The sequence below is a fragment of the Devosia sp. GW821-FHT12F11 genome, assembly GCF_058806655.1.
In genome coordinates this window covers 426,341-446,700 of sequence record NZ_JBXAPX010000005.1, presented here as the reverse complement: position 1 = coordinate 446,700, position 20,360 = coordinate 426,341, and the positions used below count along the sequence as shown (strand labels likewise).

At 66.1% G+C, this 20,360-nt stretch carries 23 protein-coding genes; 10 read left to right on the top strand and 13 right to left on the bottom strand.

What is annotated here, in order from left to right:
• Positions 1-91: 91 nt before the first annotated feature.
• From AC1ROK_RS17625 to petA, 5 genes are all read right to left on the bottom strand, one after another.
• Positions 92-622 carry an adenine phosphoribosyltransferase gene (locus AC1ROK_RS17625; RefSeq protein ID WP_492849243.1) on the bottom strand — a complete coding sequence of 177 codons (531 nt, stop codon included), beginning with the start codon at positions 620-622 and terminating at the stop codon, positions 92-94.
• A gap of 46 nt (positions 623-668) precedes the next feature.
• Positions 669-869 (bottom strand): hypothetical protein, encoded by a 201-nt coding sequence (locus AC1ROK_RS17620; RefSeq protein WP_492849241.1) that lies wholly within the window; start codon positions 867-869, stop codon positions 669-671.
• Positions 870-1,001: 132 nt separating this feature from the next.
• Complete coding sequence (locus AC1ROK_RS17615; protein ID WP_492849239.1) at positions 1,002-1,847, bottom strand: cytochrome c1; 846 nt, start codon at positions 1,845-1,847, stop codon at positions 1,002-1,004.
• Positions 1,848-1,864: 17 nt separating this feature from the next.
• On the bottom strand, positions 1,865-3,154 hold the full coding sequence (locus tag AC1ROK_RS17610) for a cytochrome b (protein WP_492849237.1): 1,290 nt from the start codon (positions 3,152-3,154) through the stop codon (positions 1,865-1,867).
• 14 nt (positions 3,155-3,168) lie between these two features.
• Complete coding sequence (petA, locus tag AC1ROK_RS17605) at positions 3,169-3,693, bottom strand: ubiquinol-cytochrome c reductase iron-sulfur subunit (RefSeq protein WP_492849264.1); 525 nt, start codon at positions 3,691-3,693, stop codon at positions 3,169-3,171.
• Positions 3,694-3,940: 247 nt separating this feature from the next.
• Here petA and AC1ROK_RS17600 point away from each other — a divergent pair, with 247 nt between their 5' ends.
• The 3 genes from AC1ROK_RS17600 to AC1ROK_RS17590 all read left to right on the top strand — a co-directional run bounded on the left by AC1ROK_RS17600 (position 3,941) and on the right by AC1ROK_RS17590 (position 6,598).
• On the top strand, positions 3,941-4,408 hold the full coding sequence (locus AC1ROK_RS17600) for a tRNA (cytidine(34)-2'-O)-methyltransferase (RefSeq protein ID WP_492849235.1): 468 nt from the start codon (positions 3,941-3,943) through the stop codon (positions 4,406-4,408).
• Positions 4,405-5,274, top strand: a complete 870-nt coding sequence (gene hemF / locus AC1ROK_RS17595; RefSeq protein WP_492849233.1) for an oxygen-dependent coproporphyrinogen oxidase — start codon at positions 4,405-4,407, stop codon at positions 5,272-5,274. Before AC1ROK_RS17600 ends, hemF begins: the two co-directional genes overlap by 4 nt.
• Before the next feature lie 154 nt (positions 5,275-5,428).
• Complete coding sequence (locus AC1ROK_RS17590) at positions 5,429-6,598, top strand: AAA family ATPase (protein ID WP_492849231.1); 1,170 nt, start codon at positions 5,429-5,431, stop codon at positions 6,596-6,598.
• Here the strand turns inward: AC1ROK_RS17590 and AC1ROK_RS17585 are convergent, their stop codons facing one another.
• Positions 6,599-7,675 (bottom strand): HD-GYP domain-containing protein, encoded by a 1,077-nt coding sequence (locus tag AC1ROK_RS17585; RefSeq protein ID WP_492849229.1) that lies wholly within the window; start codon positions 7,673-7,675, stop codon positions 6,599-6,601.
• A 254-nt stretch (positions 7,676-7,929) separates the two neighbouring features.
• Between AC1ROK_RS17585 and AC1ROK_RS17580 the strand changes: the two genes are divergently transcribed.
• A complete protein-coding gene (locus AC1ROK_RS17580; RefSeq protein WP_055880795.1) occupies positions 7,930-8,118 on the top strand; it encodes a DUF1059 domain-containing protein in 189 nt (62 codons plus the stop codon).
• Positions 8,119-8,174: 56 nt separating this feature from the next.
• Here the strand turns inward: AC1ROK_RS17580 and AC1ROK_RS17575 are convergent, their stop codons facing one another.
• From AC1ROK_RS17575 to AC1ROK_RS17560, 4 genes are all read right to left on the bottom strand, one after another.
• On the bottom strand, positions 8,175-9,371 hold the full coding sequence (locus tag AC1ROK_RS17575; RefSeq protein ID WP_492849227.1) for a CCA tRNA nucleotidyltransferase: 1,197 nt from the start codon (positions 9,369-9,371) through the stop codon (positions 8,175-8,177).
• Positions 9,368-10,024 (bottom strand): CoA pyrophosphatase, encoded by a 657-nt coding sequence (locus AC1ROK_RS17570; RefSeq protein ID WP_492849225.1) that lies wholly within the window; start codon positions 10,022-10,024, stop codon positions 9,368-9,370. The genes AC1ROK_RS17575 and AC1ROK_RS17570 overlap by 4 nt, the downstream gene beginning before the upstream one ends.
• A gap of 57 nt (positions 10,025-10,081) precedes the next feature.
• Positions 10,082-10,642, bottom strand: a complete 561-nt coding sequence (locus AC1ROK_RS17565; protein WP_492849223.1) for a GNAT family N-acetyltransferase — start codon at positions 10,640-10,642, stop codon at positions 10,082-10,084.
• A gap of 332 nt (positions 10,643-10,974) precedes the next feature.
• Positions 10,975-11,685, bottom strand: a complete 711-nt coding sequence (locus tag AC1ROK_RS17560; RefSeq protein WP_492849221.1) for a DUF4336 domain-containing protein — start codon at positions 11,683-11,685, stop codon at positions 10,975-10,977.
• A gap of 36 nt (positions 11,686-11,721) precedes the next feature.
• Here AC1ROK_RS17560 and AC1ROK_RS17555 point away from each other — a divergent pair, with 36 nt between their 5' ends.
• A complete protein-coding gene (locus AC1ROK_RS17555) occupies positions 11,722-12,294 on the top strand; it encodes a TetR/AcrR family transcriptional regulator (protein WP_492849219.1) in 573 nt (190 codons plus the stop codon).
• A gap of 73 nt (positions 12,295-12,367) precedes the next feature.
• On the opposite strand, the gene AC1ROK_RS17550 is transcribed toward AC1ROK_RS17555, so the two are convergent.
• Positions 12,368-12,748, bottom strand: coding sequence for an autotransporter domain-containing protein (locus AC1ROK_RS17550; protein ID WP_492849217.1), 381 nt, complete (start codon positions 12,746-12,748; stop codon positions 12,368-12,370).
• 174 nt (positions 12,749-12,922) lie between these two features.
• Here AC1ROK_RS17550 and AC1ROK_RS17545 point away from each other — a divergent pair, with 174 nt between their 5' ends.
• Positions 12,923-14,518: a winged helix-turn-helix domain-containing protein gene (locus tag AC1ROK_RS17545; RefSeq protein ID WP_492849215.1), complete on the top strand. Its 1,596-nt coding sequence runs from the start codon at positions 12,923-12,925 to the stop codon at positions 14,516-14,518.
• A gap of 89 nt (positions 14,519-14,607) precedes the next feature.
• Here the strand turns inward: AC1ROK_RS17545 and AC1ROK_RS17540 are convergent, their stop codons facing one another.
• A complete protein-coding gene (locus AC1ROK_RS17540) occupies positions 14,608-15,099 on the bottom strand; it encodes an NUDIX domain-containing protein (RefSeq protein ID WP_492849213.1) in 492 nt (163 codons plus the stop codon).
• An 85-nt stretch (positions 15,100-15,184) separates the two neighbouring features.
• Between AC1ROK_RS17540 and AC1ROK_RS17535 the strand changes: the two genes are divergently transcribed.
• The 4 genes from AC1ROK_RS17535 to AC1ROK_RS17520 are packed head-to-tail and all read left to right on the top strand — an operon-like array spanning position 15,185 to position 19,047.
• On the top strand, positions 15,185-16,078 hold the full coding sequence (locus AC1ROK_RS17535) for a metallophosphoesterase family protein (protein WP_492849211.1): 894 nt from the start codon (positions 15,185-15,187) through the stop codon (positions 16,076-16,078).
• A 2-nt stretch (positions 16,079-16,080) separates the two neighbouring features.
• Positions 16,081-17,409, top strand: a complete 1,329-nt coding sequence (locus AC1ROK_RS17530; protein WP_492849209.1) for a MurL-like N-terminal domain-containing — start codon at positions 16,081-16,083, stop codon at positions 17,407-17,409.
• A complete protein-coding gene (locus tag AC1ROK_RS17525) occupies positions 17,399-18,718 on the top strand; it encodes a Mur ligase family protein (RefSeq protein ID WP_492849207.1) in 1,320 nt (439 codons plus the stop codon). The genes AC1ROK_RS17530 and AC1ROK_RS17525 overlap by 11 nt, the downstream gene beginning before the upstream one ends.
• Positions 18,715-19,047, top strand: a complete 333-nt coding sequence (locus tag AC1ROK_RS17520) for an SMR family transporter (protein WP_492849205.1) — start codon at positions 18,715-18,717, stop codon at positions 19,045-19,047. The genes AC1ROK_RS17525 and AC1ROK_RS17520 overlap by 4 nt, the downstream gene beginning before the upstream one ends.
• A gap of 218 nt (positions 19,048-19,265) precedes the next feature.
• Here AC1ROK_RS17520 and AC1ROK_RS17515 read toward each other — a convergent pair whose 3' ends face one another.
• Entirely contained in the window at positions 19,266-20,267 is a 1,002-nt protein-coding gene (locus tag AC1ROK_RS17515; RefSeq protein WP_492849203.1) for an acrylyl-CoA reductase family protein, read from the bottom strand.
• Between the last annotated feature and the right edge of the window lie 93 nt (positions 20,268-20,360).

Sequence of the window (20,360 nt, the reverse complement as noted above, 5' to 3'; positions counted from 1 at the left end):
AGAAAGCAAAATCTTAGGTTTAGCCGTTTGGCTAAGCCTTAGATTTTGCAAGAGAGGGGGTCCTGGAGGGCACGACGTCAGGTCGATATGTCTAGTGCCCCTCGAACGGGATCAACGCCTCGACCTTGACGCCGTTTGCCCTGAGCTTGTCCGCGCCGCCCAGGTCGAACAGGTCGATGACGAAGCCCGAATGCGATACGTCCGCTCCCGTCCTCCGCAGCAGCGATACTGCTGCCACCGCCGTACCGCCGGTGGCGATCAGGTCGTCGACCAGCAGCACCTTGTCGCCCTCGCCGATCACATCGGCGTGGATCTCGATGGTATCGACGCCGTATTCGAGCGCGTAGTTCTGGCCAATGGTTTCGCCGGGGAGCTTGCCCTTCTTCCGCACCGGGATGAACCCGACGCCGAGCGCAATGGCGACGCCGGCGCCGAAAATGAAGCCGCGCGCCTCGATCCCCGCGACGTGGGTGATCCCCAGGTCGCGATGCAGCCCGGCCAGTCGATCGACGCTCTCACGGAACCCAGCGGGATCCTCGATCAGCGTGGTGATGTCACGGAACAGGATGCCCTTCTTGGGGTAGTCAGGGATCGAGCGGACGAGCGACTTGAGGTCGAGCATGAGTGTGCTTCGGCTGTTGGGAAACGGTGGAGGGGGCTGGCGCCGGTCAGCGCTTGGTGGCGTCGACGATCTTCCGCGCCAGCTGGCCGGCCTTGTAGGCGGTGTTGAGCGTCGCATCCTTGGCGGCGGCTTTGACCTTGGGCGTCAGCAGCAACGGCGCAGCTGCGATGCCGGCACGCACCATCGGATGGGCGATCACGGTCCGGGCCAGGGCTGCCGCCGTGATGGCGCCGCGAATGATCGACATGTGGGCCTCCGGATGCTTTCGCCAGGAACTGCTTCGCCCGCGAATATCGACGATGCCGCCCCGGATCGCAAGGGGCGCAGAAACGACAAAGGGCCCCACGGGGCCCTTTGAGTTGTTCACGGTAGTGTCGGCTTAGTGCTCGACGCGCGACCAGAGCTTGCGCTTGACCAGGTACATCAGCCCGGCGAACACCAGCAGGAACGCGATCACCTGGAAGCCGGCCTCCTTGCGCGCCACGAGGTGCGGCTCGGCCATCCACATCATGTACGCGGCGACGTCGCGCGAGTACTGGTCGACGGTCAGCGGCACGCTGCCGGTCTCGCCTTCCTCGTAGGTGATGAGCCCATCGCTGAGCGGCGGCGCCATGCCGAGCGCGTGGCCCGGGAAGTAGGTGTTGTAATGCTTGCCTTCCGGCACCTCGGCGCCGTGCGGCGGCGGGTCGACATAGCCGTTGAGCAGCGCGTGGATATAATCCGGGCCGCCTTCCGAGTAGGCCGTGAAGTAGTTGAGGATCCACCACGGGAACGGCTGCGTCGTTCCGCGGGCCTTGGCCAGCACCGAGAAGTCCGGCGGCAGCGCACCGCCATTGGCGTCGCGGGCTTCCTGGTCATTGGCGAACGGCGACGGCCAGCGATCGGCCGCGATGCCCGGGCGCTTGCCACCCTCGGCGTCGGGATCGTTGATCTCGTATTCGGCCGCCAGCGCCTTCACCTGACCCTCGGTGAACTCGGGACCACCCGGCTCGCCTAGGTTACGGAACGCCAACAGGCGCGCCGAGTGACAGCTCGAGCAGACTTCCTTGAACACTTGGAAGCCGCGCTGCAACTGGTTGCGATCGTAGGTACCGAACGGACCCGCGAAGCTCCAGGCTTCCTTTTTGATCTCCGGAGTGGCGTGCCCCTCCTGCGCCGCGGCCGGGGCCGCGGCGAACAGGATGCTCACCAGCAGGGCGCCGATAATGCTTTTGGTCTTGATCATTGGCGTTGGGCCCCGGGTCAGTGCGACGTCGACGCAGCGGCAGGCTGAGCGGCCGCCGGCGCCTTGTGCTTGGCCAGCACGGACTCAGTGATCGACGTCGGCAGGGGCCGCGGCGTCTCAAAGCGTCCGAGCAGCGGAAGCACGATGATGAAGTAGATGAAGTAGTAGGCGGTGGCGATCTTGGAGAGCAGCACGTAGATGCCCTCGGCCGGCGCCGAACCGAGCCAGGTCAGGAACACGAAGTTCGCCACGAACAGCCAGTAGAACCACTTGAAGATCGGGCGGAAGGTGCCCGAGCGGACCTTCGACGTATCGAGCCACGGCACGAAGAACAGCACCAGGATCGCGCCGGCGAAGAAGATCACGCCGCCCAGCTTGCTATCGATGAACAGGATGTTGAAGTCGATGGCGCGCAGGATCGCGTAGAACGGCAGGAAGTACCATTCGGGCACGATATGGGCCGGCGTCACCTGGCTGTTCGCCATGATGTAGTTGTCGGGGTGGCCGAGGATATCGGGCGCAAAGAACACGAACCAGGCGAACGGGATGCAGAACACGATGATCGCGAACAGGTCCTTCATCGTGTAGTAGGGGTGGAACGGCACCGTCTCGCGGCTCGACTTCACTTCCACGCCGATCGGGTTGTTGTTGCCCGGCACGTGCAGCGCCCAGATGTGGAGCGCCACCACCGCCGCGATGATGAACGGCAGCAGGTAGTGCAGCGAGAAGAAGCGGTTGAGCGTCGCGTTGTCGACGGCGAAACCGCCGCGCAGCAGCTCGAGGATCGGGGTGCCGAGCACCGGGATGGCGCCCAGGATATTGGTGATCACGGTCGCGGCCCAGAAGCTCATCTGGCCCCACGGCAGCACGTAGCCCATGAAGGCGGTGGTCACCATCAGGACGAACAGCAGCACGCCGAGGATCCAGAGGATCTCGCGCGGCGCCTTGTACGAGCCGAAATAGAGGCCGCGGAACATGTGGATATAGACCGCCGCGAAGAACATCGAGGCGCCCGTGGCATGCACGGCCTGGATGATGCGGCCGCCATTCACGTCGCGGCGGATGTGCTCAACCGAGTCGAAGGCGAGGCTGACATGCGGGGTGTAGTGCATCGCGAGGATGATGCCGGTGACGATCTGCACGCCGAGCATGAACGCGAGGATGGCGCCGAAGGTCCACCAGTAGTTGAGGTTCTTCGGCGTGGGGTAGTCCATCAGGTGTTCTTTGGACCACCGGATGATCGGCAGGCGATCGTCGATCCATTTCTCGACGACGTTACCGGGGACGTAGCTGGATTCGTGAGCCATTCTGACGCGTCCCCTTAACCGATCTTCACGAGCGTGTCGGAAATGAATTCATAGGGCGGCAGCACCAGGTTGGTCGGCGCGGGGCCCTTGCGGATACGGCCGGCAGTGTCGAACTGCGAGCCGTGGCAGGGGCAGGCCCAGCCGTTATAGTCACCGGAATCGCCCACCGGAATGCAGCCGAGGTGGGTGCAGTTGGCGATCATGATCAGCCACTGCTCGTGGCCCGGCTTGGTGCGCTGTTCGTCGGTCGCCGGATCCTTGAGGTCCGACATCGGGACGGCCTTGGCCTCGGCAATCTCTTCGGCGGTGCGGTGACGCACGAACACCGGCAGGCCACGCCATTTGATGGTGACCGACTGGCCCTCTTCGATGCCGGAAAGGTCGAACTCGATGCTGGCCAGCGCCAGCACGGACGCATCGGGATTGAGCTGGTTGATCAGCGGCCAGGTCACCCCGGCAACGCCCACCGCGCCCACGGCGCCTGCCGCGATGTAGAGGAAATCGCGCCGACCCGGTTTAGGGGCGTCCTGATGTGCCAGATTGGATTGCGTCGCCAAGGTAAGCTTCCGTCTGTTGTGTCTTGATCAGCGCCTCGGTGCCCGTTGGCATGCGGCCACATAGCCAGAGCCAACCCCCGCCCTCAACAGCGCGTGATTTGGGCGTTCTTTTGACACTATGAATGGGGCTTGTCCAGCCGGAGTCAGGGTGACTTTCCCCCGATGCGACACTATAGCAACCGCCTAAAACCTAACCAACTTGCTCAAGAATTCTGATGCAGAAAACCCGATGATCGATCTGGCCCTCTACCAACCCGATATCGCGCAGAACACCGGCACCCTGCTCCGCCTCGGCGCCTGCCTCGGTGTCATGGTGCACGTCATCCATCCGACGGGCTTTCAGTTCTCGCCGCGCTCGATCCGGCGCGGCGCGCTGGATTACCTCGAGCACGCGCTGTTCACCGAGCATGACAGCTACGCCCATTTCGATGCCTGGCGCCGCGCCGAAGGCCGCCGGTTGGCGCTGCTCACCACCAAGGCCAGCGGCTCGGCCTATGCCGCAAGCTACCGGCCCGACGATGTCCTGCTGCTCGGCCGCGAGTCGGCCGGGGTGCCCGATGCGGTGGCAGCCGACGCCGACCTCAAGGTCCGCATCCCCATGCGACAAGATATGCGCTCGCTCAACGTGGCCGTGGCCGGCAGCCTCGTGCTAGGGGAGGCGCTGCGACAGACCAACGGTTTTGCAGCTCTCTCATGACATTACCCGCCGATATTGAATCAAGAAAGCAAGTGGCCACGGCCTGGTTCAGGAGTTTCCGCGACCAGCTCTGCGCCAGCCTCGAGGCTGTTGAAGCCGAGGTGAAGGGGCCGCACGCGGACCGGCCTGCCGGCAAGTTCGAGATCGAGCCCTGGAGCCGCGAAGCGGGTGGCGGCGGCGAGATGGGCCTGCTGCACGGCCGGGTGTTCGAGAAGGCAGGGGTCCATATCTCCACCGTCCACGGCCACTTCTCCGAGGAATTCGCCCGCCAGATGCCGCATACCGAGGCGGGCGCCGAGTTCTGGAGCGCCGGCGTTTCGGTGATCATCCACCCCTGGAACCCGCATGTTCCCGCCGCGCACATGAACACCCGCATGATCGTCACCGGCAAATGGTGGTTCGGCGGCGGCGGCGACCTGACCCCGGTGCTGGATCGCCGGCGCACCCAGGACGACCCCGACAGCATCGATTTCCACGCCGCCTACCGGGCCGCCTGCGAAGCGCACGGCGTCGACTATGCGGCGTACAAGAAGTGGTGCGACGAGTATTTCTACCTGCCCCACCGCAAGGAGCCGCGCGGCATCGGCGGCATCTTCTATGACCAGCACAATTCCGGGAACTGGGACGCCGACTTCGCCTTCACCCAGGATGTCGGCCGGGCCTTCGACCGCGTCTACCCAGCCCTGGTTCGCCGCAACTTCGAGACACCGTGGACGGAAGCCGACCGCAACGAGCAGCTGATCCGCCGCGGCCGCTATGTCGAGTTCAACCTGCTCTACGACCGCGGCACCACGTTCGGGCTGAAGACCGGCGGCAACGTCACCTCGATTCTCTCCTCCATGCCGCCGGAAGTGCGCTGGCCGTAGCCCGGAAGCAAGAGGGCTCTCCGCCTTACCAACCTTGCCGAAGCTTAGGCCGCCGGAAACTACCAAACGGCCCGCCGAGTAAGGTGGCGGGCCGCTTCTATCTGTCTGCCAGTCGGGCTAAACCTCTGCGACCTCTGAGGAGTAAAACCGGCCGATGACGCTGACCGATGTCGAGATCAAGGGTTTTCGCTCGGTCCGCAGGCTCCGCCTGCCATTGCGTCAGCTCACCGTCCTCACCGGCGGCAACGGCGTCGGCAAGACCAACCTCTATCGCTCGCTGGAGCTGCTGCACGCTGCCGCCAAGGGCACGCTGGCCGACGAAATCGCCCGCGAAGGCGGCCTTGGCTCGATCTTCTGGGCCGGCGGCAGGAACCTCTCCGCCGATGGCAGCTTCGATCCGATGTACCGCACGGACGGGTATCGCGCCCACGAGGGTGGTAACCGCCTGACGCTGGAGGCTCGGCTGGAGCTCGACGAGTTTCTTCCGACCTACCGGATCGAGCTTGGTTTCCCCACCCCCGATTCCGCCGCCTTTCCAACCGAAGCCCAGATCAAGCAAGAGACCGTCGAGCTCCGACAGGGCAAGCGCCCCGTCGCCCTGCTCGAGCGGAAGAACAACGCGATATTTGCCCGGGCGGCGGGCGGTCAGCGCGAGCTGATCGACGAGCGGGCGCTGGCCAGCGAGACGGCGCTGTCGACCGTACGCGGCGGCTACCCGGAGATCGCCGTGGTGCGACAGGAGTTGAGCAACTGGCGCTTCTTCCACGGCTTCCGCACCGATCCCGACTCGGCGCTGCGGCGGCCGTCGCGCGCCATCACTTCGCCGATGCTGGCGTCCAGCGGCGGGAACCTCGCATCAGTGCTGGCCACCCTGCGCCATGTCCGAGGCGAGACCATCGACCTCGATGCGACGATCGGCGCCGCCTTCCCCGGCGCGGAACTGGTCGTGCCACCGCCCGAAGAGTTCGCGCGCTTCGGCATGATCTTCCCCGAAACGCCCAAGCGCACCTTCTGGGCGCACGAACTCTCGGACGGCACGCTGCAGTTCCTCGCCCTGATGGGCGCCCTGCTCTCTTACCGGCTGCCGCCATTCATCGCGCTCAACGAGCCCGAAGCAAGCCTCCATCCGAGCCTCTTGCCGGCGCTGGCCCGCACCATCGTCAAGGCTGCCGAGCGCGCCCAGATCTGGGTGGTCACCCATTCGCAGCCGCTCGCCGACGCCATTGCCGAACAAAGCGGCATCGTACCGCGCGAAGTGATCCGCACCGAGGACGGCACCGCCATCCGTGGCCTCACCCCGCTCGGCGTGTTCGACGATGATTGATCAGCCGTATGGCCGGGTGACGGTGAAGCCGCGCACCACGTCGCCGAACTGCGTCGGCAGCGGTATCCCGAAACTGCCGCCGAGCATCCGCACCGCTGCATAGTCGACCTTACTGCTGATGCTCATGTCCACCAGCATACCGATCGCCTCTTGCGGCGTCCGCGTCTGCTTGTAGGGACGGGTCTCGATCAGCGCTGCGAAGATATCGCACACGGTGAGGATGCGCGTCAGCGGCCCGATCTCAGCCCCGCGCAATTGGTCCGGATAGCCGCTGCCGTCGAGCGCCTCGTGGTGGTGCCGCACCGCATCGAGCACCAGCGGCGACACGTCGCCCTGCTTGCTCAGATAGTCGAACCCGGCGCCGGGATGGAGTTTCACCGCCTCGAACTCTTCCGCGGTGAGCTTGCCCGGCTTGTCGAGGATATGGCGCGGGATCACCGCCTTGCCGACATCGTGCAGCAGCGCCGCATTCATCAGCGCCGACGCCTGCCCACCGCCGAGCTTTGCCCCCTTGGCGAACCCCGCGGCAACGCCGGTGACCAGCAGGCAATGCTGGAAGGTACCCTCGTGGTGCTTGCGCACCGAGGCGAGCCAGGCATCGGCGCCAACCGCCTTGACGCTGGCCAGGACGCCTGCCGCCGCCTGCGACACGCCTGCCATGGACATCGGCGCGTCGTTGAGCATCCCCTCGAACAGCACTTCGAGCGAACGTTCGGCCTCGGCGATCGACACGCCGCCGGGTTCGGCCCGCAATGCCGCGTCTGCCGCCGGGGTGCGGCCGGCCCGTCCGGTCACTGAATACTCGCGACGCAGTTCAGCCAGCGCGAACTTCCGCACCATGTGGCGGGTCGCCCCCAGCGCGTTGGCCTGCACCCGCAGCAGCCGCTCGCTGCCGCCGGCATCGATAAGGAAGGTCCGGGCCTTGATCGCCGGCACCCGGTCGAGCGCATGCTTCAGCCGGCCGACCGAGTTCATGTCGCGCAGGTCGACATCGACGACCACCTGCTCCGCATCCGCCAGATCACCAAGGGTCAGGTCCGCCAGCAGATGTACCGGCGCCCCAAGCTGTCCCGCCATGGCCTTGCCATGCCCTTCCCAATGGGGGTCGCACACGAACACGACCGTACCTCGGTCCCCGGGCTCTGATCTTTGCGGCACTTTGCCCATCGTCGGCGCTAATCATGGCTGGCTGCCATCATCTACGCCGCACATTCGTAGCTGTTTCATGAATCTTTGAATGCAATTGAGCGTGTATCCTCGCCGAAGCGGCGGCCCCGCCCTTGCCGCATTCCTGGCGCCTCATGTCCTGCCACCAACGATGGAGCAAGATCATGAAATCGTTCGAATGTGGCACCCTGGTTCCCGGCTGCACCTGGCACACCCAGGCCGAAGACACCGCGGAAATCGTCCGCCGCGCCGCCGAGCACCTGCGCAGCGCGCATGGCGAAGAGCTGATCCGTCCCAACATGGTCGACGAGATAAAGGCCCGCGTGCACGAAAAGGGTGAGGCGGTGCATTAAGCCTGTAGTCGGCGCCCCCCTCTCCCGCTTGCGGGGGAGGGATTCCCGACTGCCTACTAGCGCCCCACCATTGCCAGCAGCGCCGCACGGTCGAGCGCAAAACCGCTTGCAATCCAGGCCCGTTCGAGCCGCTCGAGCTCTACGCCCAGTTCTCGCCCGGGCGGCATGCCGAGGCTGATGAGGTCGTTGCCGCGGATCGGGAAATGCGGCACGTCGAGCCGCTGCAGCTGTTCGACCACGGCGAGCTTGCCGGCATCGCCCCAGTTCGACAGCGTTGCCGCAACGTCGATGCCGTCCGCCAGTGCGCCGGGATGCCGATAGGCTGCTTCGTTCAGCTTGAATTCGGCGATCAGCCGCGCCGCCGAAAGGATCGCTTCGGCAGTGCCGATGTCGTCGTTCGACAGCCGCCACATCGCCTGCAACCGCTCAGCGCCGATCTCCGACATCAGGATCGCCAGTCGCGCCGCATATTCCGGCTTCCGCGCCCGCCGCTCATAACCGTGCAGCAGCCTGGTCATCGCCTCGGGCAGCGGTAGGACCTCGGCCTCCCGCATCGCCCTCAGGGTATTGGCGATGCGCGGCAGCGCCAGCATCCGGCGCATCTCGGCGCCGACCCGCTCCGCCGCCAGCCGTCCCAACGTCCCCGCCGCCGCGGCACAGGCGGCAAGCCCCTCCTGGTCGAACTGCTCGCCGGCATGGCTCGCCGAGAAGCGGAAAAAGCGATAGACCCGCAACCGGTCCTCGGCGATCCGCTCGGCCGGCTTGCCGATGAACCGCACCTTGCGGGCGAGGCAATCCTCCACCCCGTGCAGCGGATCGAACAGCGTGCCGTCCATGCCGGCATAGAGCGCATTGAGGGTGAAATCGCGTCTCAGCGCATCCTGCCGCCAATCGGTGCCGAAGCGCACCACGGCGTGCCGTCCGTCGGTCTCGACATCTTCGCGCAGTGTCGTCACTTCGGCAGTGAGCCGATCGAGCCGCAGCGTCACCGTGCCGTGCTCGATGCCGGTCGGATAGGCTGAGAGCCGCGCCCGCTCGGCCCTGAGGATCACCTCCTCGGGCCTGAGCTCAGTGGCCATGTCGATGTCGGAATTCGCGCGCGGCAGCTCCAGCAGCGTATCGCGCACGATGCCGCCCACCACCCGGGTCCGGCCCTCGGCGCCATCGAGCAATGCCAGCATGCGCTGCGTTTCCGGCCGCATCAGCCAGTCGGCGCGCTTGAGGCGTTCGTCGATGTCCCCCAGCTTGTTCAACCGCCCTCCGGGCTCAGATCCTGCTCTGGGCTCCAATCCCCTTCAGGGCTCAGGGCCAGATCGTGGAAACGTCGCGTAAGGTTCGCTGTTATGCCCCAGATGACAAGCCCGCTATGCTCGATTTGCCAGGTCGAGTGCTCGCGGCCGCCCCGTTTGATGTGGAAGGTCGAATAGCTGCCGGGCGTCATCAGATAGTCGAGCGGCACCTCGAACACCGAGCGCACCTCGCCCGGGTTAGGAATGAAGGGCCGGGTCGGCTCCACCACCGCCACGACCGGGGTGATCAGGTAGTTGGTGCCGGTGTAGTAAAGCGGCATGAAGCCCAAGACCCTCGCTTCGCTGCGGTCGAGCTGCACCTCTTCCCAGGCCTCGCGCAGCGCCGCATCGGCCGCGTCCTTGTCGGTCGGATCCACCTTGCCGCCTGGAAAAGCGATCTGCCCCGAATGGGAGCGCAATTCGGGCGAGCGCTCGGTATAGAGGATCGACAGCCCCTCGGGGCGCCTGACCAGCGCGATCAGCACCGCCGCCGGCACCGGCGGGCGGCCGGGCGGTGTATCGGGCACCCAATCGGGCAGCATGTCGGCCGCTGCGTCGAACGCTTCCGGTTCGCGCAGCAGCCGACCGCTGATTCTGTCGATGATGTCGTCGTCCATAACCGCCTGCATGATCCGCCTGAAAGTGATGGCGGATCGGCCGGCAGGCAAGAGCTGCTAAGAGCGCTTGCCGGCGCCGAACGCCTTGATCGGGCCCGCGAGCCGCACGGCCATCGTGGGGTCGTTGGAGTAGACCAGCACCCGGCTCGGATCAACCGGCCCGGGGAACTCGATGGCGCCCAGTTGCGTCGGCACCCAGCCGAGCGGGCAATAATAGTCGCGGTCACCGACCAGCAGCACGAAGCTGCCCTTGCCACGCTCGAGCGCGATGCGGGTGACTTCCTTGGCGAGCAGCTTGCCGGCGCCGCGCTTCCTGAAATCCGGGTGCGTCGCCAGCGGGCCAAGCATATAGCCGTCAATGCCGCCGACGCTGATCGGGGTCATCCACACCGAACCGCAGGATTGCCCGTTCACCTCGGCGATGAGGCTGAGCGTCGTGTCGATCGGGAAGCGCTCGCGCACCCGGAACGCCGTACGGGCAAAGCGGCCCGGGCCGAACGCAAGCGCCTGCAGGTCCTCGACGAACTGGTCGTCGGCAGGAGTAGCGAAGCGAATGGTGGGCAGGCCAAGTTGCGGAGGCGCTGCTTCAGCAGCGACGGAGACGGAAGGCGCGATCATGTGACTGGTCCAGGAACAAACAAGACGAGGACAAACGTGCCGGCCCACTTAAGCCGGCTGCCGACCGATTACGGTCGTCGGGTCACCTGAAAAGCCTTCTCCATCCTGGACGCCTCCTGACGTCTGAAAAGCGCATTAGCATCGTGTCGGCCAACGCGTCCACGCAAAATTATGGACCTGCAGTCAAATTTCAAGACCGCCTCCTCCGATTTTGCCCGCCCGCGTCGCAACGCCTTGTAGGCGCTACCGGTTCAGCCGTTATTTAGGATCGGATTTGTGTCCCTGGTTTGGCGCTGAATGGACCATTCGAGGATCAGTTCAGGGCCCTGTGCTCACCACTTCACCAGCCAGGCGAAGGCCCGCTTGAGGAGGGCATGACCGCCCCTGGTGACTGGTGTGCCGTGCGCCATGATCACCTTGTCGGCGCGCCAGGCGAGGATGTGGCGCAGCGCCGCCCGGGCGGCGCGCTTGTCGGTGAAGGCAACGCGGAACTTCCGCGGCACCGAGGGCTCGTCCGCCAGCATCAGGTCGAGCCGCGCCACCAGCGCCCGCCAGCCCTTGAACCAGCCGGGCGGGAACTGTTGCAGGAGGTCAGTGAAGATCACGGTACCGCTCGGCCGGTGGAAGGCCACCGCCTCGGTGGTGATCCGGTTGCCGCGCACCAGCACGACCTCGATCTCGCCGGTCCAGCCAGGCACCGGCGCATTGCCGAGATCGGCGCCAAACTTGAGGTCTGCCCGTTTCTCCCTCAGCCCCGGCGCCGCCAGCACCTGGGCCACCGGAAAGGCGCGATGCCAGTCGGCAATGAAGCTGTCATGCAGCGAGTTGGGCGCGACGAGGTAACGGATATTGCCCAGCACCTCCACTTCACCGCGCAGTTGTGCCGTCAGCGCGACCGGCGACCAGATCACCAGGTCGCCGCCGCCGAGCCGGATGATGGTCATGCGGGTGGGATAGTGAAAGCCGGCCGCGGCGGTCACTACCGGCCCATCGACAATCCAGATTTCCGGACCGAAAGCTTCCCACATCTCATAGTCCCGCATCTTCACACCCGTATAAAATTACACTACTGTGTACTTATGACAACCCCGAAGCGAACCGACCGCTCCCGTGCCCTGATCCTCGAAGCCGCCGACCAGGCGTTTCGCGCGCTGGGCTTTGCCAACACCTCGATGGAGGAGATCGCCGTGCGGGCCGGCCTCACCCGCAAGACGCTCTACAACCTGTTCAGCTCCAAGGATGAGATCGCCCTGACGCTGATCGCCCGCGTCGAAGCGGCCGACGCCGGCTACCGGGCCCGCATCGCCGCCCATGAGGACGTGCTGCCGCTGCTGGTCGCCGTGTTCCTCGACAGCGCTGGCTGGTGCCTTGCCAACCCTTCGCTGGCGCGGCTGGCGCTGAGCCCCGCCGAGCGCCCGTCGGTGGCGCCGCCGCCCGATCGTCCCTCGTTCCAGCGCCTCGTCCGCGACATACTCGTGCTCGGCCAGCAGCAGGGCGTCATCCGCCCAGACGAGGATCCGGACTTCATGGCGCTCGTCCTGCTCGGCATTTACGGGCAGGCCATGCTCACTGCACTCGCCACCGGCAGGTTCAGCGAGGCGGATATCCGCCGCATCATCCGCCTCGTCGTCGAGGGCATCGGCAGCAACTAGCCTCAGACCTGCCCGCCCAGCCCGGCCCTCAGAGCATGCGACTGGCCGTCGACCGTGAGATCGCCGGTATAGCTCACGGAAACATCCAGCCCCTCGGCCAGGTCGAGGTCGAACCCCGCCTCGAGCAGTAACGAGTCCGCGGCGGCGGGGGGGCTGCGATAACGAATGGCGAGCCGCCGTTGAACCCAAGATGCGCGGTGGGCGCCTCACCAAAACCACGACGCCAGCCGATGCCACCGCTGAATGTCGCAAGACCACCCTGGCCCACCGCGAATTGATACGCGCCACGCAGACCCAGCGTGGCGAAGGATTGATTGGCCACGTCGGCCTCGCCCGACAGCGCTGCACGGGCGCCATTGCCGGTCTCTTCGAAGGCCTCGGTCGCCTCGATGGTGTGGCCAAGCCACGCAAACGAAGCGCGCGCCATTCCGGTGCTCACTGACTGATTGACCATGAATCGCCCCCTGCCCCTGTCGCGAGGCCGCGTCCCTTCATCTCATTGCGGGGCGGTCGAGTCCTGAAACCGCCCGCGTGGCATTCTGAAATTTTTCTGAAATTCATCTCTTTTGCCCACCGTGCTTGAAATCTCGAGACCGGCAAGGCATCGAGTGCGCCGGGAGTTTGGGGCATGGCGACGACCCGGTTTGCCGGATTTGAGCTGGATGACGAACGCGCTGAGCTGCGCGGTCCCGACGGTGCGCCCACAAGGCTGCGTCCCAAGACCTTCGAAATGCTTCGCCTGTTCGCCGCCAACCCCGGCCGGGTGCTGAGCAAGCAGGAACTGATGGAAGCGGTCTGGCCGAACGTCCATGTCGGCGAGGACGGACTGTTCCAGTGCATACGCGAGATCCGCGCCGCGCTCGGCGACGAGCAGCGCCAGATCATCAAGCTGGTCTCCGGTCGCGGCTACCTGTTCGTGCCCTCGGCAGAGCAAGGCTCAACGCCGACGCTTCAGCCCATCGCGCGCAGCCGGCTGTCGCGCGGCCGCCTTGCGCTGATCGCGGCCGTCGCTGCCGTCATCGGCATCGGGGGATTTGCCCTGGCGACCCTGATAGCGATGCAACCCCCGACCATTGCCGTGGTGCCGATCGTCGATGCCAGCGCCGCCGGCGACGGCGGCGCATTGGCGGCAGCGGTGACCGATGAGTTGGTCGACGGCCTCGCCCGCATCGACAACCTGCAGGTGCTGGCGCCCGGCGCCGGCACTCCCGCCCAGTTCGAGCTGCGCGGCGAACTGCTCAGGACTGCCAACTCCTGGACGCTGAAGCTCCGTGCCGTCCGCACTGCGACCGGCGTGGTCGAGTCCGTCGCCACTGCCAGCGTCGATGCTGCGCTCGAGCCCGAGTTGCAGGAGATCCGCCTGGCCGCCGGCGCTGGCGACCGCCTCGCCCGCTGGCTGAATGATCTGCTCGAGGGCGGCAGCGTCGGCGCAGCCGAGCCGCCGCCGGGCGTGCGAGTTGCCATCGAACAGGCCTCGGCCTCGATCAACCAGACTTCGCGCGAGCGCTTCGGTGTGGCGCAGCTGATGCTGAAGACCGCCCTCGCCGCGGCGCCCGATAATGTCGACCTGCAGGTGGCGCTGGCGGGGCTGCAGACCCGGGGCATCCAGATGGTCTGGTACGACGAAGCCGAAGCCGCCGCGGCGCGGGCGAACGGTGAGGCGATGCTCAAGCGCGCCGTAGCGCTGCGCCCGCGCTCCATTGCCGTACTCGAAGCGCAGTGCCGGTTCCTCGCGGCCACCAACGAGTTCGTCGAAAGCCTGATCGCCTGCGCCCGAGCCACCAGCTTCGACCCGTGGAATGGCTCGGCTCTCTATCAGGCCGGCCTCGCGCAGGTGTTTCTCGGACGCTTCGAGGATGCGCTCGCCAGCTTTGAAGAAGCGTATCGCTACGACACACCGACAGTATCGCGCTGGACCTGGCTGCTGGGCATCGGCTGGGTCAACGTGCTACTCGGCCGGGACGCCGAAGCGGTGGCTTGGCTTGAGCGCTCGATCGCCGTCACGCCCGCCTCCGGCCGCACGCACCTGATGCTCGCCGCCGCCTACCAGCGTCTCGGCCGCACCGCCGACGCCAGGGCAGCGTTCGCGGCAGGCATGCTGTTGCGGCCTGGCTCGACCGCAGCCAACGTCGAGCCGCCGGCGCGCAACGTCAGCCCGGCTTTCCTGGAGGCCTCCGCGGGGGTGATGTCCGTTCTGGTAGAGCTCGGACTGCCCGAGCGCTGAACACGTCCTACCCCTCTGTTCGGGGTGTGGCACCGCGGGTGGGTTGGCTTTGGGCGCCCTGCCCCGGTTCGTCTGGAACCGGCAGCCCCCTACCACAGCCCCGACAGATCCTCCGTTCCCGAGGCAATCTCGGCGATGCGCCGGGCGGTGCCGGGGTTTACCCCCTCGGGCAGAGCATCCATTTCGAACCAGCCGATCTCGGCGATCTCGCTGTTTGGCCGGAACGGCTTCACTTCGCGGAAGTTGCGCCCGACATAGACCGCCACGTGGTCGCGGTTGGTCGCCTCGTGTTTCTGCAGATAGAGCCCGAGCAGCCGCATCGAGCCCCCGACCCTGAGGCCGGTTTCCTCTTCGGCTTCCCGGCGCGCCGCCTGCTCGGCGGTTTCGCCCGGTTCGACGCCGCCGCCAGGAAAGTGCCAACCCGGCATGTAGGTGTGCCGGAGCAGCAGCACCCGGTCGCCATCGAGCAGCACCGCCCTGGTGCCCAGCACCATGCGCCGGCGCACCCCGACGATGAACAGGTGTGCCGAGGTTCTGACGCGCTGCCAGCGGCTCATGGTTCTGCTGGTGGTTGGGCTCATGGGGATGCTCTCGTTGACGTTCAATTGGCGCCGGAGCCATTTAGGGCATTTTCTTGCCACGCGCCGCATGGCATTACGCCGGGCAATGATCACGCTCGCCCATCTGTCCGACGTTCACCTGGCCCCGCTGCCGCCCGTCCGGGCGCGCGACCTGATGAACAAGCGGATCACTGGTTTCCTCAACTGGAAGATCAAGCGCGAGCACACCATGGCCGGCGACGGGCTGACCAAGCTGGTGCGCCACATGCGCGAGCAGAACCCGGATTTCACCGTCGTCACCGGCGACCTGGTGAACCTGGCGCTCGATGCCGAGATCAACACCGCCCATAACTGGCTCGAGACCCTCGGCCCGCCCGAGCAGGTCTGCATCTCGCCCGGCAATCACGATGCCTATCTCAAGGGCCAGTTGCAGAAGGCGATGGATCGCTGGGACGGCTACGTCATGGGCGAGACGGTCGACGACAATGCCTTTCCGTTCGTCCGCCGCGTCGGCGACGTCGCCGTGGTCTCGTGCAACAGCGCCGTGCCCACCGCCCCCTGGATCGCCGCCGGCCGCTTCGAACAAGACCAGGCGGCGCGCCTCGCCCGCTGCCTGAAGCTGCTCGGCGATGGCGGCTATTTCCGCGTCGTGCTGATCCACCATCCGCCGAACCAGGAACAGGCGCATCCGCGCCTCGGGCTCTACGGCGCCAAGTCCTTTCGCCGCGTCATTGCCGAGCACGGCGCCGAGCTGGTGCTGCACGGGCACACCCACCAATCCTCGATCTATGCCATCCCCGGCCCGCGCGGCGATGTGCCGGTGGTTGGCGTCGCGGCGGCCGGCGCCGCACAGGGCGATACCGGCGGGCACGATCCGGCCCGCTACAACCTGTTCTCGATCCAGCGCCTCGGCACCGCCTGGCAGTGCACCTTGCGCGAGTTTGGCTTTCAGCGCCTTTCGACCGATATTGTGCTGAGACTGAGCCTCAGGATCTATTGAGCGTGACCGAAGCCTTCACCATCGAGCAGCCCGCCTTCGACGCCGTGACGGGTGTGGCGGCCTTCCGCTATACGCTGGGCGAGCTGAGCTTTTCCGAAATCCTGACTTTTCCCTCTGGCAGCAATGCCAGTGTGGCGGCGACGCCGGCTTTCCTGAAACTGCTGCAGCTGACCGCGGTCGTCCTCGGCGTCAGCTACTTCAAGCTGCGCGCGCCCTATCGCATCGTCGTGCCGTTCCCGCTGACGGTGCGCGAGCACGATTTCGCCCTCGATGTCTACGAGAACGGCCTCGGCGAGTTCTACGCCCGCAACAACCTGAAGCGCTTCGGCGAGATCGAGATCGACGATCCCGAGGATCACGGCCCTGCCCCCGCCGCCCCCACGCTGCGCGACCGCGCCCTGCTGCCGATCGGCGGCGGCAAGGACTCGCTGGTCAGCGTGCAGCTGTTCGAGGCCGCGGAGCTGGATTTCACCCCCTTCGCCGTCAACCCCAAGGGTCCGATCATCGGCAGCGTCGACAAGGTCGGCCGCACCCCGCTCTATGTGGCGCGAAAACTCGACCCCGAGATGATCCGGCTCGGCAAGGAGCCCGGCTATTACAACGGCCACGTGCCCTCGACCGCCATCAACTCGATGATCGCGGCGCTTACCGCTCTGCTGTTTTCCTACAACCGGATCGTTCTCTCCAACGAGCGCTCGGCCAGCGAGGGCAATGTCGAGTTCGATGGCCGCGAGGCCAACCACCAGCATTCCAAGTCGATCGATTTCGAGAACCTGATCGCGAGAGTGCTCGAGCACGCCACTGGCGGCAGCCTCAGCTATTTCTCGCTGCTGCGCCCCTACTCCGAGGCGAAGATCGCCGCGCTGTTCGCCCGGGTGAGCCGCTTCGACCATGTGTTTTCGAGCTGCAACGAGAACTTCAAGCTCGCCGGCCACGACGGCCCGCTCTGGTGCGGCAAGTGCCCCAAGTGCCACTTCGTGTTCCTGATCTTCGCGCCGATCATGGACAAGCACCGGCTGGTCGGCATCTTCGGCCAGAACCTCCTGAGCCAGCCCAGCCACGAGCGCTCGTTCCGCGAGCTCACCGGCCTCGCCGGACAGAAGCCCTGGGAATGCGTTGGCGAAATCGAAGAGGCCGCCGCCTGCCTCTGGGCGCTGACCAAGCTGCCGGAATGGGCAGATGAGCCAATCGTTTCAATGCTCAAGCCCGACCTGTTGACTCAATATGGCAGCCAGCGCCTCGAAGACGCACTTGCCGAACTCATGATCGATAGCCCAGAACACCTCATCCCGAAGGACATCTTCGAGCGAGTCGCCCCGCATGCGCTTTGACGAACCCGTGCTGCTCTACGGCGCCGGCCGCGAGGCCCGCTCCACCCGCGCCTTCATCCGGGCCCGCTCGCCGCACACCAAGGTGTACGTCACCGTCGACAGCGGCGAAGCCGATATCGAGGACGCAACCTTCATCGCCCCCGCCGACCTGACACAGGCCATCGAAGCGCGGCTGTTTGCGACCATCGTCAAGAGCCCCGGCGTGTCGCGCTACCGCCCGGTGTTTGCCATGGCGCGCGAAGCCGGCATCGCCGTCACCTCCAACCTCAACCTCTGGGGCGAGGCCTATCGCGACGGGCGCAAGGTCATTGCCATCTCCGGCACCAAGGGCAAATCCACCACCGCCACCCTGGTGCACCTGATGCTGGTTGAATCCGGCCTCGATGCCGGGCTCGCCGGCAATGTCGGCCTCGCGCCACTGGAAATCGCCGACAAGCACCCGATCGTGGTGTTCGAGCTTTCGAGCTACCAGACCGCTGACATGGCGTTCACCCCCGATATCGCGGCGATCACCAACCTCTCGCCCGAGCACACCGACTGGCACCGCAGCGTCGAGCGCTACTACCAGGACAAGCTCAACCTGATCGACCGTGACGCGCCTTTCCCGGTGGCGCTGGGCGTCGGGGCGCTGGGCAATCCGCTGGTGATGGAAGCGCTGCGCGACCCGAAACGGCTGATCCCGCCGCTGGCGCCGTTCATCCACGACCGCATCGCCGGCGCCGCCACCCGCTCCCGCCTCAAGGGCGAGCACAACCTGAACAACGCCCTGCTCGCCACCGCCATTGCCATGAAGGCCGGCGCCGACCTCGAAGGCGTGGTCCGTGGCATCGCCAAATTCACCCCGCTGCCGCACCGGCTCGAAGAGCATCAGGTCGGCGACATCACCTTCGTCAACGATTCGATCTCGACCACGCCGGAAGCCACCAAGGCGGCACTCGCCGCCTATGAAGGCAGCCGCATCGCGCTGATCGCCGGCGGCCACGAGCGCCACCAGGATTACTCCGAGCTCTCGCAGCTCCTCGCGCCTCGGGGCGTCACCGTGCTGGTCTGCCTGCCGGTGACCGGCGACCGCCTCGCTACCCTCACCTATGCAGCCGCGCCCGAGATCGAGGTAATCGAAGCCGGGACGCTCGAGGATGCGGTCAAGGCGCTGGCCGGACGGCAGTCGAAGTTCGAGACGGTGATCCTCTCGCCCGGTGCTCCGAGCTATGGCCAGCTCGAAACCGCGGGCAAGGTGTTCAAGAATTTCGAGGAACGCGGCGCCGCCTTCGTGCGGCTCGCCGGTCAGTATTTTGGGGCCGGGGCGTGATCGCCTACGCCTATCTGGCGGTTGCCATCGTCGCCGAAGTCATTGCCACCACGGCGCTGCGCGCCGCTGACGGTTTCACCCAGCTCTGGCCGTCGCTGATCTCCATCGTCGGCTATGTCGTCGCCTTCTACTTCCTGTCGCTGACCTTGCGCAGCATGCCGGTCGGCATCGCCTACGCCATCTGGTCGGGCGTCGGCATCGTCCTGATCTCGCTCGCCGGCTGGCTGATCTACAAACAGCTGCTCGACCTGCCGGCGCTGCTCGGCATGGGCCTGATCATGGCCGGGGTGATCGTCATCAACCTGTTCTCGAAGACGGCTGTGCACTGAGCCCCTCTCCCCTCAGGGGAAAGGGTGGTGGACCTAGGACCGTCAGGTCCGTAGCGGAACTAGGGTGAGGGGTTCAGCTCCTCAGCGAGCGCTCGTTGCACCGCTTCACCCCTCAACCGGCGCTTCGCGCCACCTCCCGGCGAGGGCTATGCCCTCGTCCGGCTCCTCTCAGGAGGAGAAGGGACGAGCCGGCCTCCTCCGTGCATCCTGCACCAGCCTCAAGTCGGCGGATCGCGCGGATTCACCACCACCCGCCCGGCAATCTTCCCCTCCAGCATCAGGGCCGCCAGCCCGGGCAGATCTTCGAGCCGCGCCTCGGTCAGCATCGGCTCGAACGCCGCCGGCACGAACAGGGTCGTCAGCCGGTCCCACGCCGAACGCCGCGCTTCGAAGGGCTGCATCACCGTGTCGATGCCGCAGAGCGAAATGTTGCGCAGGATGAACGGTATGACGCTGGCATCCCAGCCGCGGCCGCCGGCATTGCCGATCGCCGCCACCGCCCCACCATAACGGATCTTCTTGAGCACTTCGCCGAGCATCGGCCCGCCGACCGAGTCGATGGCGCCCGACCATTGTTCCTTGTCGAGCACCTTGCCGGTCGGCTTCAGTACCTCATCGCGCGAGACGATCCGGCGGGCGCCGAGCTTGGTCAGGCGTTCGGCCAGTTCGGCTCGCCCGGTCACCGCGGCAACGTCATAGCCGAGCCGGCTCAATAGCAGCACGGCGACACTACCGACTCCGCCGCCGGCGCCGGTGACCAGCACCTCGCCCTCACCGGCCCTGACCCCCTCGGCCTGCAGCCGGTTGACCGCCAGCATCGCCGCGAGCCCGGCCGTGCCGATCATCATCGCGGTGCGGGTCGAAAATCGCTTCGGCAGCGGCACCAGCCAGTCGGCATTGACCCGCGCCCGCTGCGCGTAGCCGCCCCAGTAGAGTTCCCCCACCCGCCAGCCGGTGAGGATCACCGCCTGGCCGGGATGGTAGCGCGCGTCACCGCTTTCCACCACGCGACCGGCAAAATCGATGCCGGCAACATGCGGATAGGTCCGCACCAGCCCGCCCTGCCCGCTGAGGCACAGCGCATCCTTGTAGTTCAGCCCGGCCCACTCGATCGCCACAAGCACGTTTCCGGCCGGCAGCTGCTGATCGGTGATCTCCTTGAGACTGCTGCGCAATTCACCGTCAGCAAGGCGCTCGGTGACCAGGGCGCGAAAAGACATGGAAACTCCAGACTAGAGCGCCCTCAGGAAAAGCGGCAAGACCTTTCCGGCTCGAAGGCGCGACAACTCAATACTCTACCCACCACGATATCG